Source organism: Stenotrophomonas sp. YJH_SMC_10 (genome assembly GCF_059371555.1).
On sequence record NZ_JCAFUS010000017.1, the window covers coordinates 1 to 14927 of the forward strand.

Consider the following 14927-nt stretch of genomic DNA (forward strand, 5'->3'; position numbering starts at 1 on the left):
CAACCAACTGTTCGGGCGGTTCAGGGAGAATCCGGCGTGGGGACCCAAGCTACTTCTCGGTCGCAAGACCTGGATCCACACGGTCGCCCACGCCGGGCTCTCGGCACCCAAGGTGCCAGATCGGCAAGAGATAAGATCCACCCTGGATTGGCGCTTCTGCGGTGCCGCACGAAACGCGTGCCGACCCGGGTCGGCTCCTACCAGGCATCCGCGGGCCACGCCCGCAGGATCTCCACCGGTACGCCCATGCGCGCGCAGGCATGGCTGGCCAGGCCATCGGGCAGCGCGCGGCGGAACAGCGGTGCCATGCCCTGCATCAGCTTCGCCGATGCCGCCGCCTGCGCGCGCTGGCGGCCGCTGCGCTCGAGCATGCCTGCGGCCCAGTCCGGCAGCAACGCCGCGCCCGCCCCCAGGAACACGTCGCGCGACAGCCCCGGCACCGGGACCGGCAGGCGCACGCCGGACAGCACCTCCAGCACCTCGCGCGAGCGATCATCCACACGCAGTTCCGGCTGCCGGGCGCAGAAATACGCCGCCACCTCCGCTTCGCTGCGCGGTACATCCACCGCACCCAGCGCCTCTGCCACGCAGCGGTACTCATCGTAGTAGCGGTCGGCGATGTGCGCGGGGACCTCGCGCCCATAGCGGCGGAAGCCCTGCAGGAACCCGAAGGCTTCGGTCACATGGACCCAGGTCAGCAGTTGCGGATCGTCGGCGGCATAGGGCTCGCCCTGCGCGGTGCGGCCGCGGATCTGCGCGTGGATGCGGCGCACCCTGGCCACCAGCGCTTCCACCTCACCGGTGGGCGCATAGCTGGTGCCGGCCACGAAGGCCGTGGTGCGGCGCAGCCGGCCCACCAGGTCCTGGCGGAAGTTGGAATGGTCGTAGACCCCGGCCAGCGCGCGTGGGTGCAGGGTCTGCAGCATCAATGCGCACAGGCCGCCGGCAAGCATCGACGGCAGCTCGGCATGCACGCGCCAGGTCACGCTGTCCGGGCCGAACCAGCCCGGATCACCCTGCGGATGGTCGTAATCGATGCCGCTCTGCCCGCGCGGGAAGGCCTCCAGTACCCAGCGCCGGATCGGCGCGGTCACGGGGCGGGAGAGTCGCTGCAGCAAGGCCGGCATCACAGGTCCAGGGAAGGCGGAGGAACGGTCGCATCTTGCGCGGTCGGCCCCGATTCTCGGCGATCACGGCGCCGGCGGCGAGTCTTCGCACTCAGCCAGGGTTTCATGTGCGGCCGCAGCACGTTTCACCCTGCGACATCCTGTCGCAGGCTGCGACTGCGATGATGCAATGCATCAATTTTCACCCCCGCCGGGCAAACCCTTGCGCCGCTTGGCATTGCCCCCGTTGCACGGCCCGCTGGAAGTGCTAGAACTGGACCTGCCACACCGTCCAATGCTGATCGACGCACGTTCCACAAGGAGCCAGCCATGATTGCTTTGTTCAAGGGTTTGGGAATTCTGCTTCGCGACAACGAGCTCTACAGCAGCCCGTTCGACAAACAGGTGGCGCACTGGCGCAACCTGAGCGAGCAGCAGATCCGCGATGAAGTGGCGGTGCTGGCCCAGGCGAAGTGCCAGTGGCTGATCGCGTCGATCGTTGGCTGGCAGGCGGCCTCGCTGCTGATCCTCGGCCTGATCGCCAATTACCTGTGGCGCGACGATTTCCATATCACCTTCACCCGCGTGGTGATCGTCTTCGGCTCCTGGGTCTCGATCCTGTTCGTGATCTGGTTCATGGCCAACATGTTCGATCAGCAGGCCGGTTTCGAGCGCTGGATGAAGGCCTTCAACAGCCGCGCGCGCATCAGTTCCAAGGCCGACAGCGTCGAGCACGTGGCCGAGGCGCTGGACCTGGCCGAGCACTACCCGGAAGTGCTGGACTACAAGCAGGCGGTCACCGCCAAGCGCGAACTGCGCCACGAGGACATCCGCATCATGACCGAGATCGGGCGGATGAAGCAGCACTCGGAACTGGTCGGGCGCCTGAACCACGTCGGCGAAACCGAACACCATCACGAGCTGACGCTGCAGCCTGCCTACTGACCCGTCCGGGTAGCGGGGGATCCACACTGCCACCGTGATCACTCACGGTGGCAGTGTTCCATCGGGTCCTGGCTGACGCACTGGCGGAAGCCGTCGGGCAGGTCACGCATGGCCTCGGTCTTGCCCACTGCAACAGTGAACCGGTGCAGCGGCGGCGAGGTGCACGCGGCATCGGGGCTGCAGGCCGGATCAAGCACCAGGTAGTGGCAGGCGCCACTGCTGCTGGCGATGCACTGGAAGCGGGCTTCGCCCTCGACCACCGTGCTCTTGCTGTACAGCGTATCCACGCCGTTGGCCTGGGTCCGGGTGATCGAGGTGTTGCGGGATTTTTCGCAGCCGGCCAGTGCCAGCGCGGCCACGCACGCAATCAGTAGACGGGACATGTTTGCTCCTCGGTGCAGGTGCAGTGACGGTGCGGCTACATGCCGCGGAACAGGCTCATGAACGGCTGGCTGACCACCAGCGTCTCCGTGCGCCCGCGCAGGCGCAGTACGCCGCGCCCGGTATCGTCGCGGCTGACCGCCGCCACCGCCTTCATGTTGACGATGGTCGAACGGTGGATCTGGCGGAAATGCTGCGCATCGAGCACTTCCAGCAGCTCGCGCAACGGCGTGCGCAACAGGCTCTCGCCAGCGGCGGTGACCACGGTGGTGTACTTGTTGTCGGCGCGGAAGTAGGCCACGTCCTCGAGCATGATCAGCTGCGTCTCGCGCCCGTTGCTGGCGGTGATCCAGGCCAGCGGCGGGCGCTCCGCCGCGCCCTGCGGGGTGCCCAACCGCTGCAGCAGGCGCTCGAGCACGGCATCGTCCTGCCGCGTCGACGGCAGCCGCGACAGGATGCGCTCGCGCGTCGCCAACAGGCGTTCGTCGCTGACCGGCTTCAACAGGTAATCCATCGCGCCCTGCTCGAACGCGTCGATAGCGTACTGGTCGTACGCGGTGACAAACACCACCTGGGTGCGCGGGCTCAGCTCGGACAGCGAACGTGCTACCTCGATGCCACTGATGCCGGGCATGCGGATGTCGAGGAAGGCGATGTCCGGCTGTTTTTCGGCCAGCTGCTCCAGCGCGCTGGCGCCGTCCTCGCACTCGGCCACCAGCTTCAGCTCCGGCCACAGCCGGCCCAGCTGCTCCACCAGTGACTGCCGCAGCAGCTCTTCGTCTTCGGCGATCAGGGCTTCAAGCGGCATGGCTGCGCTCCTTGTTCGACTGCGGCAGGGTCATGGTCGCGGCCACGCCGCTGGGGAAGTTGGCCACGATCGCCACGCCAGCCTGCTCGCCGCAGGTCAGGCGCAGGCGCTCGCGCAGGTTCTTCAGGCCGATGCCGGTACCGCTGGTACCGTGGCCGAAGCCGAGGCCATCATCGGCCACGGTCACGGTCACGTGGTCGTCGAAGCCGCGCGCCAGGATCCAGATCGTACCGCCGCCGGGCTTGGGTTCCAGGCCGTGCTTGATCGCGTTCTCCACCAGTGTCTGCAGCGCCATCGCCGGCAGGTGGACGCTGTGCAGTTCGTTGGGCACCTGCACTTCCACCGCCAGGCGTGCCCCCATGCGGATGCGCAGGATCTCCAGGTAGGCGCGGGTGCGTTCCAGCTCCACGCCCAGCGTGGATACCGACTCGTCCACCTGCGGCAGCGAGCTGCGCAGGTACTGGATCAGGTGACCGAGCATCTGCTCGGCACGCGCCGGATCGGTGCGGGTCAGGACCTGCGCGTTGGCCAGCGTGTTGTACAGGAAGTGCGGTTCCACCTGCGCGTGCAGCAGGTTCAACCGCGCCACCGACAGTTCCTTTTCCACCTGCGTCTGTTCGGCCGCAGCCTGCTCGTCGCGGCGCTGGTCACCGACGCGGCGGCTGATCGCGCGGGTGACCGCTTCGGCATTCTCGTAGTTGCTGCCTTCATCCAGCGCCAGCAGGTCGGCCCACCAACCCGCGTCGGGTTCGAACAGCAGGGTCACGGTGCTGGTGCCCTGCCCCGGTGTCACCGTGGCCAGCACGCTGTTGCGCTTGATCGCCAGCCGCGCCGGCAGGTTCCAGCGCGAGGGCTGGCGACCGTTCCAGAGGTCGACCCGGCGGACATAGGCACGCACCTGCAGGCTGCCGGCCGAACTTTCCACGTCTTCCACGCGGGGCAGTTCGGAGATCGCCGCCTCCACCACCGAGAAGGCGTGGCCGGCGTCCATCGGCAGTTCGATCTGGCGGCGCTGGCGGCCGGACAGGGTGGTGGCATCCAGGCGACCGGCCACCAGCCAGACCCGGCGGATGTGGGTGATGGCACTGCCGAGCGCGGAAATGATCAGGAACATCGCCAGCAGCCCGAAGATCCAGCCCGGGCCATCGTTCATGCCACTGAAGATGCCGCTCCAGACCATGCCCGCGACGAAAAGCGCCGCAGCCCAGGCCAGCAGGTGACGGAACAGGAGTGAAAGGCTGGCGAACACGGCGGCGCCTTGGAGGAAGAGGGTGAGCCGAGCATAGGGCGGCCGGCCGGGCAAACAAGCGGCCTGCGACGAAGGCCGGGAAAGTGGGGATGGAAGCCGTTATGGAAACGCCGGGCACGGCCCGGCGTTCCGGGGGCGGCAATGCCGGCCAGCGGCCGGCACTACCGGACGCCGTTATTTGCGCTGGCCGGCGCTGGCGTCACGCACGGCGCGGAACGCCTCGTCCTTGCTCCAGTTCGGCCAATCGCGGGAACTGGCCAGCTGGTTGCCCAGCGTGTACAGCACTTCCAGGTCGCGGGCGGCACCGGCGAACACCCAGTCCGGCTGCCATTCGTCGCCCTGCTGGTGATAGCGCTTGGCGGTGTAGTCCTCGGAGGCCTTCTTGCCTGCGGCCACGCCACCGTCCACCCAGTCCTGGCCGGCCGACCAGGACAGCGCCGGCACGCCACGCTTGGCGAACGGGAAGTGGTCGGAGCGGAAGAACAGGCCCGCTTCCGGCTTCGGGTCCGGCGTGTAGCGGATGTCCCAGCCCTTGGCCACGTCCTTCAGCTGGTCCAGCAGCTCGAAGCGCGCGGCACCGTAGATGCCGAAGTCACGCGACGGGCCGAACGGCGCCATGCCGTCCATGTTGATCACCGCCACGGTCTTTTCCAGCGGGTACAGCGGATGGGTGGCGTAGTACTCCGAACCCAGCAGGCCCTTTTCCTCGGCGGTGACCGCCAGGAACAGCAGCGAGCGCTGCGGGCGCTTCTCCTTGGCGAAGCCACGGGCCAGCTCGACCAGCGAGGCGGTGCCGCTGGCGTTGTCCAGCGCGCCGTTGAAGATGCGGTCACCCCGTGCATCCGGCTCACCCACGCCGATGTGGTCCCAGTGCGCGCTGTAGATGATGGTCTCGTCCGGATGGCGGCTGCCTTCCAGGCGCGCGGCCACGTTGTGCGAGGTGATCACTTCGGTCTTCACCGCGTACGTCGCGTCCAGGCTGGCGCCGGTCAGCGGCACCGGGGTGAAGTCGCGCTGCTGCGCCTTCTTCTTCAGTGCCTCGAAGTCCTGCCCGGCCGAGCGGAACAGCTCCACGGCAAGGTCGCGCTGGATCCAGCCTTCCAGCAGCGGATGGCTTTCTGCCGGGTTGTCACGCACCACGTCGAACATGGTGTTGGTGTTGGAACCGGCCACGGTGGCCCAGCCGTACGACGCCGGTGCGGTCTCGTGCACGATCAGCACGCCCAGTGCCCCCTGGCGGGCGCCCTCCTCGTACTTGTAGGTCCAACGGCCGTAATAGGTCATGCCCTTGCCGTCGAAATCACCCTGGCCGGTTTCGAAGTCCGGGTCGTTGATCAGCACCACGGCGATCTTGCCCTTCAGGTCCACGCCCTTGAAGTCGTCCCAGTTGCGCTCCGGTGCCTTCACGCCGTAGCCGAGGAACACCAGCGGGGCCTTGCTGATGTCGACGCTGCTGGCGCCATTCATGGCCGCGCGCACGGCGATCTGCTTGCCCTGCTCCAGTGCAACGGTCTTTCCGCCCTGGTGCAGCGCCAGCTGCGGCGTGCCGACGATGTCGCCCTTGCGCAGCGGTACGGCCTGGGTCCACAGGCGCTTGCCGTCCTTCAGGTCGCCGCCCGGCTGCAGCCCGGCATCGGCGAACTGCTTGCTGAGATAGGCGATGGTCTTCGCTTCGCCAGCGGTGGCCGGCGAGCGGCCTTCGTAGGCATCGGAGGCCAGTTCCTTGACGTCGGCGGAGATCCGCGCGCCATCGAATTTCGGGGTGGCCGCCATCAGTGCGCTCGACACCGACAGGGCCAGCACGCCCAGTACCGCTCGTTTCATTGCTCTCTCCAGCAGGAAAATCCTTCTGGAGTGTAATGGGATTCGGCAGGGCTGCGCCCTGCACCTGCGGTAGTGCCGGCCGCTGGCCGGCAACGTCGGGGGCAACAGCCGAAGCAACAGCGGCATTCCGTGGGATGGCGGGTCGGTCCCGCTGCTGTTGCTGGCTGTCGACCCGGGTCGACACGGACGAAAACACGAAGGGGTCAGATCCCTTTCCCGGCGGGAAAGGGCTCTGACCCCATCTGTGTGTTGCTTGGTGTTACCAGTTCGGGTCTTCGGCCGGGGCGGCAGCAGGCTTGGGCTTCGGCTTGGCGGCCGGGCGGGCGGCGGCAGCCGGGGCCGCCGAAGCGGTCGCGCTGGCGGCGGCAGCGGGCTTGCTGCCCAGCTTCTGGCGCAGTTCGATCTGGCCCGGACGGAAACCGCCGCGCATCGCGTCGACGCCGTCTTCGAGGGTGCCGTACGAGGTCTGTGCAGCCACGCGGTCGATGCGGATGGTGCAGCACGGGTGTTCGCTGCGGCCCAGCGAGCGGCCGGTCTGCGGGTCCTTCAGTTCCTCGCCCAGGCGCACGGCCTGCCAGCGCTGGCCGGCCTGCAGGGTCTCGCCGCCCTGGCTCAGCACCACCTGGTCACCGTCCACCGATACCACCGATACCGGGAACAGCGTGGTGACGATGGTGGTACCGATCTGGCCGGACAACGATTCCATCATCGCCGCAGCCATGTTGCGGCCGTTGACCACGCGCGGCAGGGTGCTGGGGCCGGTCGAGGCCAGCTGGTGGTCGAAGCTGTCGGACATCACCACCTGGCCGGTGGTGGCGTTGATCAGGCGCAGGGTGATGCGGCCGCCACCGGAATACGAGGTCACCTGGCGGTCGGACATGCGCAGGTTGCGCACGCTGCGCGGGTACTCGAAGCGTTCGATGGTCGGGATCAGGATCAGGTCGGTCGCCAGCTGCTGGCCGACGCGGGCCGTGTCCTGCAAACGCACGTTGCCACTGTTGATGTGGTCGATCTCGGCCTGCAGTTCGTCGCCGAATTCGCGGTCCAGCACGATGAAGCGCTGGGTCTGGGTCAGCGTGTCGGACAGGCGCGCGCGGATCGCGTCGGCCACTTCATCGGCACTCACGCGGCCATCGCCCACGGCATAGCTGCCGGCCCTGGTGCGCGGCAGCGCGACCACGATCTTCGGCTTGCCCTGCTCGTCCGGTGCGCGGTACTGGGCAATCTGTGCACGCACGCGCACCTTCCAGTAGCTGCGCATGCTGCGGTGGGTCACGTCCGAATCCAACGAGCGTGCGCCACGCTGGGCATCGACGCTGACCTTCTCGTCGTAGCTCTCCTTGACGCTGGCCGAGGCACCGCCGCCCTTGGCCGTGGCCTCGCCGGACGCGCTGGCAGAGGCCGAACCCTTGAAGCTCCAGCCTTCGTCGCTGGCGCGCACGCGGGCGATGGTTTCTTCATCCAGCTGCCGCACTTCGTCCTGCGACAGGATTTCATAGCCCAGCACTGCGCCCTGCGAGCCGGCGATCATCTGCTGGGTGAACGCGTCGGCGCGGATATCGCCGACGTGTTCGTCATCCACGTCCACATGCAGGCCTGCACGCAGGCTCTGCATCTGGCTGGCCACGCGTACGCCGTTGACCTGCGCCACCGCCGACTGCAGTGCCGCCAGCACCGCCAGTTCCGGGGTGCTGCCGATACCGTCGGCCTCGCGCGCGACCTGGGTGGTGCCGCCGAAATCCGGCGTGCCTCGCAGGGGCGCTGCTTCCACTGGCGCATTGCTGGCCAGTGCACTGGTTGCCTTTTCCTTGGCGGGTGCGGGCGCATCGGCGGCCGGGGTGTCCTGCTTGCCACAGGCTGCAAGCAGCACTGTGGCCAGGCCCAGGCCGATCAGGCGGGAGGTCGTACGCATGGGGTTGAACCTCGGATCAGATCGAGTCAAGCATCGAATCGGCGTTCGACGGCACCTTCACCTTGCTCTTCTTGGCGAAGGTCACGGCCGACTTGGTCGAGCCGTACAGGCCCTGGATGAAGCCCGGCGATTCCTTGGCAACCCAGGCACCTGCCGCCAGCTTGCGGCCAACGGTCGCCATCTGGGTTGCGCCCAGGTTCTTCATGCCGGCAGTGAAGTTGCTCGCCTCGCCACCGAGCTTCTGCGCTTCGGCGGCCGACGCCAGCAGCGAGACCAGGCCTTCGGCGTAGTGCTGCTTGGATTCAGCGTTCAGTTCCGGCTGCGCGGCCTGGCGCTCGTTGATCGCGGCCTGGGCGGCTTCACTGACCGACACCGACTTCTTCATCGCATCGACGCTGACCGAACCCGACGACAGCGCCTGGCGCTCGGCTTCCAGCAGCTGCACCTGCTCGGCCAGGCCGAAGGCGCGGGCGAACGAGGTCTGGGCCTGCAGCGAGTGCGACTGCGAGCTGACGAAACGGCGCACCAGCGCTTCCTGCGCGGCTTCGTCCGGAGCGGCGGCGCTGGAGGCGCTGCTGGTGGAGGAACCGGTGGCGGCACCGGCCAGGTCCTTCAGCTTGCCCAGGCCGGCGTGCGCCGGCATCGACAGGGTAGCGGCGGCGATGGCCACGACAAGAGCGGTATTGCGGATCATGAGGATGTCCTTTGGGAGAGACGGCCGCGGTGCGGCACGCGGGGAATCGGTGAACCCTGGGGCGATGCCGAGCGAGCTCGGCACCTGCCGGGGGCGGCGGATCAGCGGACCGCCTTGACGTTCAGTTCGTTGATCATCTGCTGGGCCGCCTTTTCGGCAGCCAGCTGCAGGGCATTGGTACGGGCCACGGTTTCGTTCGGGCCGGTACCGGAGAACTGCACCGGGCCCACCGACGACACGGTGCGCGGGAAGCGGCCGGTCACATCCAGCACCTTGCCGGTGACGGTGACGAACACGCGGGTGTTGCCACTGGCCGGATCGCGGTCGCGCATGCCGACGTCGAGCGTGCCGACGGCGATGTAGGGGATGTTGGCCGCGCGGATGCCGTTGGCGGTGTCACGCAGGGTGGCCGGGGCCAGGTCGTTGCCGGTGCTGAAGTCCTTGCGGATGCGCTCGATGCTGAGCAGGCCGCGCGACTCGCCTTCCACGTACTCCGCTTCCACCACTTCGTAGCCGGCAGCACTGAAGGCACCGGTCATCGCGGTGTTGACTTCGGCGGCGTTGGCCACTTTCCAGGTGATGTTGTCGGCGCGCGCGGTGGTGCTGCCGCCGCTGGTGACCGACACCGAACCGTTCTGGTTGATGCTGCCGTTGGTGCTGACCGAGTTGCCGCGGAAGCTGTCGCCTTCGCGGGTGTTCTCGCTATAGCTGCTGCTGGCGTCGACGCGGCGGTATTCCTTGTCCTGGAACGACTGCACGGTGTCCTGCGAGCGCGCCATGAACAGGAAGGTCAGCAGCGAGCGCTGTGCGGCGGTGGCGCCGGCCACGGCCGAACCCGCATCCAGCTTGGTCTGCAGCAGGGTGGTGTTGATCTCGGCGCGGACGGTGACGGTGTAGGTCTTGGCCTTCTTGTCTTCGGTGTCCGACAGCTGCACGGCGCTGAGCACGTAGCGGTCGATCTCGCCGATGAACTCGGCGCGGCGGGCTTCGAACAGGCGCAGCTTGGCCGCACCGGTTTCGGCGATGTATGCCTCCAGTGCGTTGACCTTGGCCTTGTTCAGGGCCTGGGCGCGGGTATCGGCGCTCAGGCGCAGGCCGTAGCTGGCCGAGCCGGTGCCGCGCGAGCTGGCGGTCTGTGCAGCGACCGGCGAGGCCACCACCAGCGCGATGAGGATGAGCAGGATGGTACGCATCAACGACATGACTTGATCAACTCCTGGAGGGCTTGGGTCTGCTGCTGCAACGGGCGGCCGCCCGGCTTCTGTTCGTCCAGCCACGCGCGCGAATCGGCGCGCCTGGCAGCGGCGCCGGCGAAGGCGTCGAGCCCGGCCAGCAGGGTTTCGTAGCTGGCCGACCACTGGTCAACCTGCCACTGCGTGACCGGCACCACCTTGGTGGCCCCCTTGCGCAGCGGCTGTTCGAAATAGACCTTGCCCGAGAACGGCTCGGTCACCTTGGCGGTGAAGAACGCACCGAACAGCATCGTCTTCATCGCCGGGGTTTCCTGGATCACGCCGTTCTTCAGCGCGTCGACCTGCAGGGTGATGACGTAGTCGGGTTCGGGAATCTTCAGCTGGTAGACCTTGCCATCGGCAAAGCGGGCGGCCATCGCACCGCCGATCGCCTGGCCCGAGGCCGGTGGCAGCAGGCCGACGCCGGTGTTGGACGACAGCGTCTTGGACAACTCGTGCGCCAGCGTCGCGCGCAGCGTCGCTTCCCAGTTCGGGTCGGGCAGCTTGGCGCGCACCGCATCGGACAGGGTCACCCCGCCCACCTGCAGGCGGCGCACGGCGGCGTCGGGCAGCCGGGCCTGTGCCAGGCTCGCCGCGAGTACCTGCGACAGGCTGGTCTCGGCGCTGCCGTACAGCAGATCGGCGACGATCGCGTCGATATCATCGTTGTCAGGACGGTAGTCCTGCACGTCGATGCGCTGCAGGGTGAGCGGATAGGAGGCAATCACCTGGCGCTCGCGGAAGTCGAAGAACAGCGCCTGCAGCGCCACTTCCACCAGCACCTTGTACTGGTCGCCGATCGGCTCGACCGACACCAGTTCGCGGTCCAGCGCGGCGGCCAGCACGGTCGCGCTGGTGGTGCCGTCCAGCATCGCCACCGGCTGGTCGATCAGCTCCAGGTGGGCCGGGGCTCGGCGCTTGAGCGACTGTGCCAGCGCCTGGTTGAGCGGGATCAAGCCGCGCTTTTCCAGCACGGCGTGCGCATGCGGCGTGGTCGCCTGCACGGCAGCGGCGTCGGCGGTGTAGGCAAACCCGGCCCAATAGGCCTGCTGTGATTTGTCGGCGGCCTGCACGGCCATCGGCCACACGGCCAGGCACAGAGCACAGGCAAGCAGGCGCGCAAAAGCGCGCGATGCGCTCTTCGTCCTTGAATACATCCAACCGCTCCTCGGTCAATACGCATGGAATGCGGACGCTGATGCGTCCGCTGGGCGCGAAACATAGCCGCTCAGGCGCCCGGCGACAAGTGCTGTCCTTGTCGGCTCAGTTTGTGGGCGGCAGTCCCGCCCGTCGCCGCAACAGTCCGCGCTCGGCCCGGTTCTGGCTGAGTTCGGCGGCCGCGGCAAAAGCGTCACGCGCATCCTGCTCACGCCCCAGTGCCTGCAACAGCTCGCCACGAACCACCTGCAGCGGCGCATAGTCGCGCAGGCGCGCGTCGACCAGCAGGGGTTGCAGCTGCGCCCACGCAGCGAACGGGCCTTCGCTGCGCAGGATCGCCACCACCCGGTTCAGTGCCACCACCGGCGAAGGTTGCGCCTGCAGCAGCTGTGCATAGAGCGCGGCGATACGCGGCCAGTCGGTAGCGTCGGCGCGCCGCGCAGCCGCATGGCAGGCGGCGATGCGCGCCTGCAGGACATAGGGATCGTCGCCACCACCGGCCGCCAGCGCGCGCGCCAGCACCTGCTGGCCGCGTTCGATCTGCAACCAGTCCCAGCGCGCGCGGTTCTGCTGGTCCAGCAGCACCGGCGCGCCCTGTGCATCCATGCGTGCCGCCGCGCGCGAGGCCTGCAGTTCCATCAGCGCCAGCAGGCCCAGTACCGGCGGCACCGGCAGGCGATGGGCCAGGATGCGCGCCAGCCGCAGCGCCTCCTCGCACAACGCCGGACGCATCCAGTCGTCACCGGCGCTGGCCGCATAGCCTTCGTTGAACACCAGATAGACCGCCTCCAGCACCGAGGCCAACCGCTCCGGCATCGCGTCCGCGCGCGGCACTTCATAGGGCACCTGCTTCTGCGCCAGCGTGCGCTTGGCGCGCACGATGCGCTGGGCGATGGTCGGCTCCGGCTGCAGGAACGCACGCGCGATCTCGACGGTGGTCAGGCCACCGAGCAGGCGCAGGGTCAGTGCCACCCTCGCATCGGCCGGCAGCACCGGATGGCAGGCCACGAACATCAGCCGCAGCAGGTCATCGCCCAGATCGTCCTCCAGTGCCTGGCTGTCATCCGGCGCCGGCAGCGCCGCCGGATGCAGTTCCTCGCCCCACTGCGCATGCTGCTGTGCCACCCGCTGGTGCTGGCGCAGTACATCGATGGCGCGGTTGCGCGCAGTGGTCATCAGCCAGGCTCCGGGGTTGTCCGGGATGCCCTGCTCCGGCCAGCGCTCCAGCGCGGCCAGCCAGGTGTCCTGGGCGAGCTCCTCGGCACGGCCGACATCGCCGCCGAGCAGCCGCGCCAGGCGCGCGATCAACACTGGCGACTCCATCCGCCAGAGGGTTTCCAGACGCTGCGTCAGTGCGGGATCGAGCATGCGCCGATCACAGCACGCACGCCCGTCCCGCACAAGCGCCATGGCTCACGCTTCGACGATGGGCTTGAAGCCGCCCCAGAACATGCGTTTGGTATCGAACGGCATGTCCTTCGAGCCGAGCGACGCCAGCCGCGGGTCGGCCATCACCCTGGCATTGATGCGGTCGCGTGCCGCGCGCGAACGGAACACCACGAACGCAACGATCACCGTTTCGCCGGGCTTTGCCTTGACCGCGCGCGGGAACGAGGTGCGCTTGCCCGGTTCCACATCGTCAGCCACGCATTCCATGTACTGCAGCGCGCCATGGTCCTTCCACACCGCGCCGGCCTTGCGGGCAAGGCGACGGTAAGCCGCCACCTTGTCCTGTGGGCACGGCAGCACGTAAGCATCCACGTAAGCCATGAGGGTTCTCCCTTGCGGCGGCGGTCAGCCCGGCTCGCCGTCCATGTGTGCGATTTCCCAGAGATGGCCATCCAGGTCCTGGAAGCCACGCTGGTACATGAAGCCGTAATCGCGCGCCGGCTGCGGTTCGCTGGCACCGGCGGCCAGTGCCTTGTCCACCATCGCGTCCACCGCCTTGCGGCTGTCCGCCGACAGGCAGGTGATCACCTCGGTCTGGCTGCGCGCGTCGGCGATCGGCTTGGTGGTGAACTGCTTGAAGAACGGCTGGGTCAGCAGCATCACGAAGATGCTTTCACTGATGACCATGCAGGCGGCATCGTCGTTGGTGAAGGTCGGGTTGAAGCTGTAGCCCAGCGCGGCGAAGAAGGCCTTGGACGCGTTCAGGTCCTGCACGGGCAGGTTGACGAAGATCATCTGCGGTTGTGGTGCACTCATCGGTGAAGCTCCTGGGTGGATGGAGAAGGTGGGATCAGGGCTGCTTCATGCAGTTGACCATCCACGGCTTGCCGTAGCGGTCGATCAGCATGCCCCAGCGGTGCGCCCAGAACGTTTCGGCGATCGGCATCTGCACCTGCCCGCCTTCGGCCAGTGCCGCGAACACGCGTTCGGCTTCTTCGACGCTGTCGACGTCGACATTGATGGTGGTCGAGCTGCCCTCGCCGCCGCCGGGGCCGTCGGCCGCCATCACGATGGCGTTGCCGATCTCCAGCTGGCTGTGGGCGACGTGGTCCAGGGTTTCCGGCGGCATCTCGTTGCAGCCCGGCGAGCCATCGGACGGCGGCATGTCGCGGTATTTCATTTCCGAAGTGACCTGGCCACCGAGTGCCTTGGCGTAGAACGCCATCGCCTCATGGGCCTGGCCGCTGAAGCCGAGGAAGGGAATCAGTTTCATCGCAATGCTCCGTGTGTGGTTCAAGGGGATGGCGCCGGATCGTGCCCGGCATGGAGATGAATCGGGTCAACCTTCCAGCTGTGCACGCAGACGCTGTTCCTGCTGCTGTAATTCGGGGGTGAAGGCCTCACCGAAGTCTTCCGCGGACATCAGCGGGCGCAGTTCAAGCGTGCCGCCGCTGCCGAACGGCGCACGGCTGGCCCATTCGACCGCCTCCTCCAGCGAGCGCACCTCCCACAGCCAGAAGCCGGCGATCTGTTCGCTGGCCGGGCCGAACGGACCGGCCTCGACCCGGGGGGCGGTGCCACCGAAATGGATGCGGCGGCTGCGCTGGGTGGCGTGCAGGCCTTCGCCGGCCAGCATGATGCCGGCCGCGACCAGTTGCTCGTTGAAGGCGCCCATTTCGGACAATTCCTGTTCGCTGGGCATGCGGCCGGCTTCGGAGTCGGCGTTGGCCTTCACGATCACCATCACTTTCATTGCGGTCTCCCGTGGGACGCGTGGTGCGTGCCCTTCACTGGGTACAACGAACCAGGGGGCGGGGAATCGACACGTCGGTTGGAAATTTTTTCTTGCGCGGAAAGCGCGCCTTCGGCGGAGGTCGGCGAACGGCGGAGCCCCTCCGTGGTGGGTTTGGGTGGGTCGCTGAAAGCGCGGGTTCATGGATTTGCCCGGGTGGGTAGGCGGGTCGGGGGACGCCGTAAACCCATCCATGGGGGCTTGGCCGCGGCATCCATGCCGCGGACACCCCCGCCCCGCCTACCCACCCGGCCCTGGACAGTTTCCTGCCTCCGGCACCCACCACGGGAAGATCAAGAGAAAAGGCAACAGCAACAGCAACAGCAACAGCAAAAGCAAAGGCGGTTGGCTGGCGGGCTCGGCTTTGCGAGCGGAGCGACCCGCTTTTGCTCTTGCTTGTTGATTTCCCGTGGTGGATCGGCCGCCGGAATCTGTCT

At 67.7% G+C, this 14927-nt stretch carries 15 protein-coding genes; 1 reads left to right on the plus strand and 14 read right to left on the minus strand.

Annotation, left to right across the window (positions count from 1 at the left end; genetic code table 11):
• Positions 1-197: 197 nt before the first annotated feature.
• A complete protein-coding gene (locus AC5P9C_RS17885) occupies positions 198-1127 on the minus strand; it encodes an oxygenase MpaB family protein (RefSeq protein ID WP_074725494.1) in 930 nt (309 codons plus the stop codon).
• Positions 1128-1436: 309 nt separating this feature from the next.
• On the opposite strand from AC5P9C_RS17885, the gene AC5P9C_RS17890 reads away from it, so the two are divergent.
• Positions 1437-2051 carry a hypothetical protein gene (locus tag AC5P9C_RS17890; RefSeq protein WP_049464567.1) on the plus strand — a complete coding sequence of 205 codons (615 nt, stop codon included), beginning with the start codon at positions 1437-1439 and terminating at the stop codon, positions 2049-2051.
• A gap of 38 nt (positions 2052-2089) precedes the next feature.
• Here AC5P9C_RS17890 and AC5P9C_RS17895 read toward each other — a convergent pair whose 3' ends face one another.
• The 13 genes from AC5P9C_RS17895 to AC5P9C_RS17955 all read right to left on the minus strand — a co-directional run bounded on the left by AC5P9C_RS17895 (position 2090) and on the right by AC5P9C_RS17955 (position 14451).
• Complete coding sequence (locus AC5P9C_RS17895) at positions 2090-2434, minus strand: hypothetical protein (RefSeq protein ID WP_343543599.1); 345 nt, start codon at positions 2432-2434, stop codon at positions 2090-2092.
• 35 nt (positions 2435-2469) lie between these two features.
• Entirely contained in the window at positions 2470-3240 is a 771-nt protein-coding gene (locus AC5P9C_RS17900) for a LytR/AlgR family response regulator transcription factor (protein WP_049464569.1), read from the minus strand.
• On the minus strand, positions 3230-4489 hold the full coding sequence (locus AC5P9C_RS17905) for a sensor histidine kinase (protein WP_049464571.1): 1260 nt from the start codon (positions 4487-4489) through the stop codon (positions 3230-3232). Before AC5P9C_RS17905 ends, AC5P9C_RS17900 begins: the two co-directional genes overlap by 11 nt.
• Positions 4490-4663: 174 nt before the next feature.
• The gene (locus AC5P9C_RS17910; protein WP_343541956.1) at positions 4664-6313 is read right to left on the minus strand and encodes a M28 family peptidase; all 1650 of its coding nucleotides are present in this window, start codon (positions 6311-6313) and stop codon (positions 4664-4666) included.
• Positions 6314-6572: 259 nt separating this feature from the next.
• Positions 6573-8225, minus strand: a complete 1653-nt coding sequence (locus tag AC5P9C_RS17915) for a CsgG/HfaB family protein (RefSeq protein ID WP_343541955.1) — start codon at positions 8223-8225, stop codon at positions 6573-6575.
• A 16-nt stretch (positions 8226-8241) separates the two neighbouring features.
• Complete coding sequence (locus AC5P9C_RS17920) at positions 8242-8919, minus strand: hypothetical protein (RefSeq protein ID WP_049464577.1); 678 nt, start codon at positions 8917-8919, stop codon at positions 8242-8244.
• A 101-nt stretch (positions 8920-9020) separates the two neighbouring features.
• Positions 9021-10121, minus strand: coding sequence for a hypothetical protein (locus AC5P9C_RS17925; protein ID WP_049464579.1), 1101 nt, complete (start codon positions 10119-10121; stop codon positions 9021-9023).
• Positions 10112-11308: a hypothetical protein gene (locus AC5P9C_RS17930; protein ID WP_182067881.1), complete on the minus strand. Its 1197-nt coding sequence runs from the start codon at positions 11306-11308 to the stop codon at positions 10112-10114. The genes AC5P9C_RS17925 and AC5P9C_RS17930 overlap by 10 nt, the downstream gene beginning before the upstream one ends.
• Positions 11309-11414: 106 nt before the next feature.
• A complete protein-coding gene (locus AC5P9C_RS17935; RefSeq protein WP_343541952.1) occupies positions 11415-12677 on the minus strand; it encodes an RNA polymerase sigma factor in 1263 nt (420 codons plus the stop codon).
• Between the two features lie 45 nt (positions 12678-12722).
• Complete coding sequence (locus AC5P9C_RS17940; RefSeq protein WP_343541951.1) at positions 12723-13079, minus strand: DUF1428 domain-containing protein; 357 nt, start codon at positions 13077-13079, stop codon at positions 12723-12725.
• Between the two features lie 24 nt (positions 13080-13103).
• Positions 13104-13514, minus strand: coding sequence for a VOC family protein (locus AC5P9C_RS17945; protein WP_053506710.1), 411 nt, complete (start codon positions 13512-13514; stop codon positions 13104-13106).
• A gap of 34 nt (positions 13515-13548) precedes the next feature.
• The gene (locus tag AC5P9C_RS17950; RefSeq protein ID WP_049464589.1) at positions 13549-13971 is read right to left on the minus strand and encodes a VOC family protein; all 423 of its coding nucleotides are present in this window, start codon (positions 13969-13971) and stop codon (positions 13549-13551) included.
• A 66-nt stretch (positions 13972-14037) separates the two neighbouring features.
• Complete coding sequence (locus AC5P9C_RS17955) at positions 14038-14451, minus strand: YciI family protein (RefSeq protein WP_343541948.1); 414 nt, start codon at positions 14449-14451, stop codon at positions 14038-14040.
• Between the last annotated feature and the right edge of the window lie 476 nt (positions 14452-14927).

Bases quoted from the DNA above. Each gene is read 5' to 3' on its own strand.
- AC5P9C_RS17885 (WP_074725494.1), bottom strand. From the start codon at position 1,127: ATGCCGGCCTTGCTGCAGCGACTCTCCCGCCCCGTGACCGCGCCGATC.
- AC5P9C_RS17890 (WP_049464567.1), top strand. From the start codon at position 1,437: ATGATTGCTTTGTTCAAGGGTTTGGGAATTCTGCTTCGCGACAACGAG.
- AC5P9C_RS17895 (WP_343543599.1), bottom strand. From the start codon at position 2,434: ATGTCCCGTCTACTGATTGCGTGCGTGGCCGCGCTGGCACTGGCCGGC.
- AC5P9C_RS17900 (WP_049464569.1), bottom strand. From the start codon at position 3,240: ATGCCGCTTGAAGCCCTGATCGCCGAAGACGAAGAGCTGCTGCGGCAG.
- AC5P9C_RS17910 (WP_343541956.1), bottom strand. From the start codon at position 6,313: ATGAAACGAGCGGTACTGGGCGTGCTGGCCCTGTCGGTGTCGAGCGCA.
- AC5P9C_RS17915 (WP_343541955.1), bottom strand. From the start codon at position 8,225: ATGCGTACGACCTCCCGCCTGATCGGCCTGGGCCTGGCCACAGTGCTG.
- AC5P9C_RS17920 (WP_049464577.1), bottom strand. From the start codon at position 8,919: ATGATCCGCAATACCGCTCTTGTCGTGGCCATCGCCGCCGCTACCCTG.
- AC5P9C_RS17925 (WP_049464579.1), bottom strand. From the start codon at position 10,121: ATGTCGTTGATGCGTACCATCCTGCTCATCCTCATCGCGCTGGTGGTG.
- AC5P9C_RS17930 (WP_182067881.1), bottom strand. From the start codon at position 11,308: ATGTATTCAAGGACGAAGAGCGCATCGCGCGCTTTTGCGCGCCTGCTT.
- AC5P9C_RS17935 (WP_343541952.1), bottom strand. From the start codon at position 12,677: ATGCTCGATCCCGCACTGACGCAGCGTCTGGAAACCCTCTGGCGGATG.
- AC5P9C_RS17940 (WP_343541951.1), bottom strand. From the start codon at position 13,079: ATGGCTTACGTGGATGCTTACGTGCTGCCGTGCCCACAGGACAAGGTG.
- AC5P9C_RS17945 (WP_053506710.1), bottom strand. From the start codon at position 13,514: ATGAGTGCACCACAACCGCAGATGATCTTCGTCAACCTGCCCGTGCAG.
- AC5P9C_RS17950 (WP_049464589.1), bottom strand. From the start codon at position 13,971: ATGAAACTGATTCCCTTCCTCGGCTTCAGCGGCCAGGCCCATGAGGCG.
- AC5P9C_RS17955 (WP_343541948.1), bottom strand. From the start codon at position 14,451: ATGAAAGTGATGGTGATCGTGAAGGCCAACGCCGACTCCGAAGCCGGC.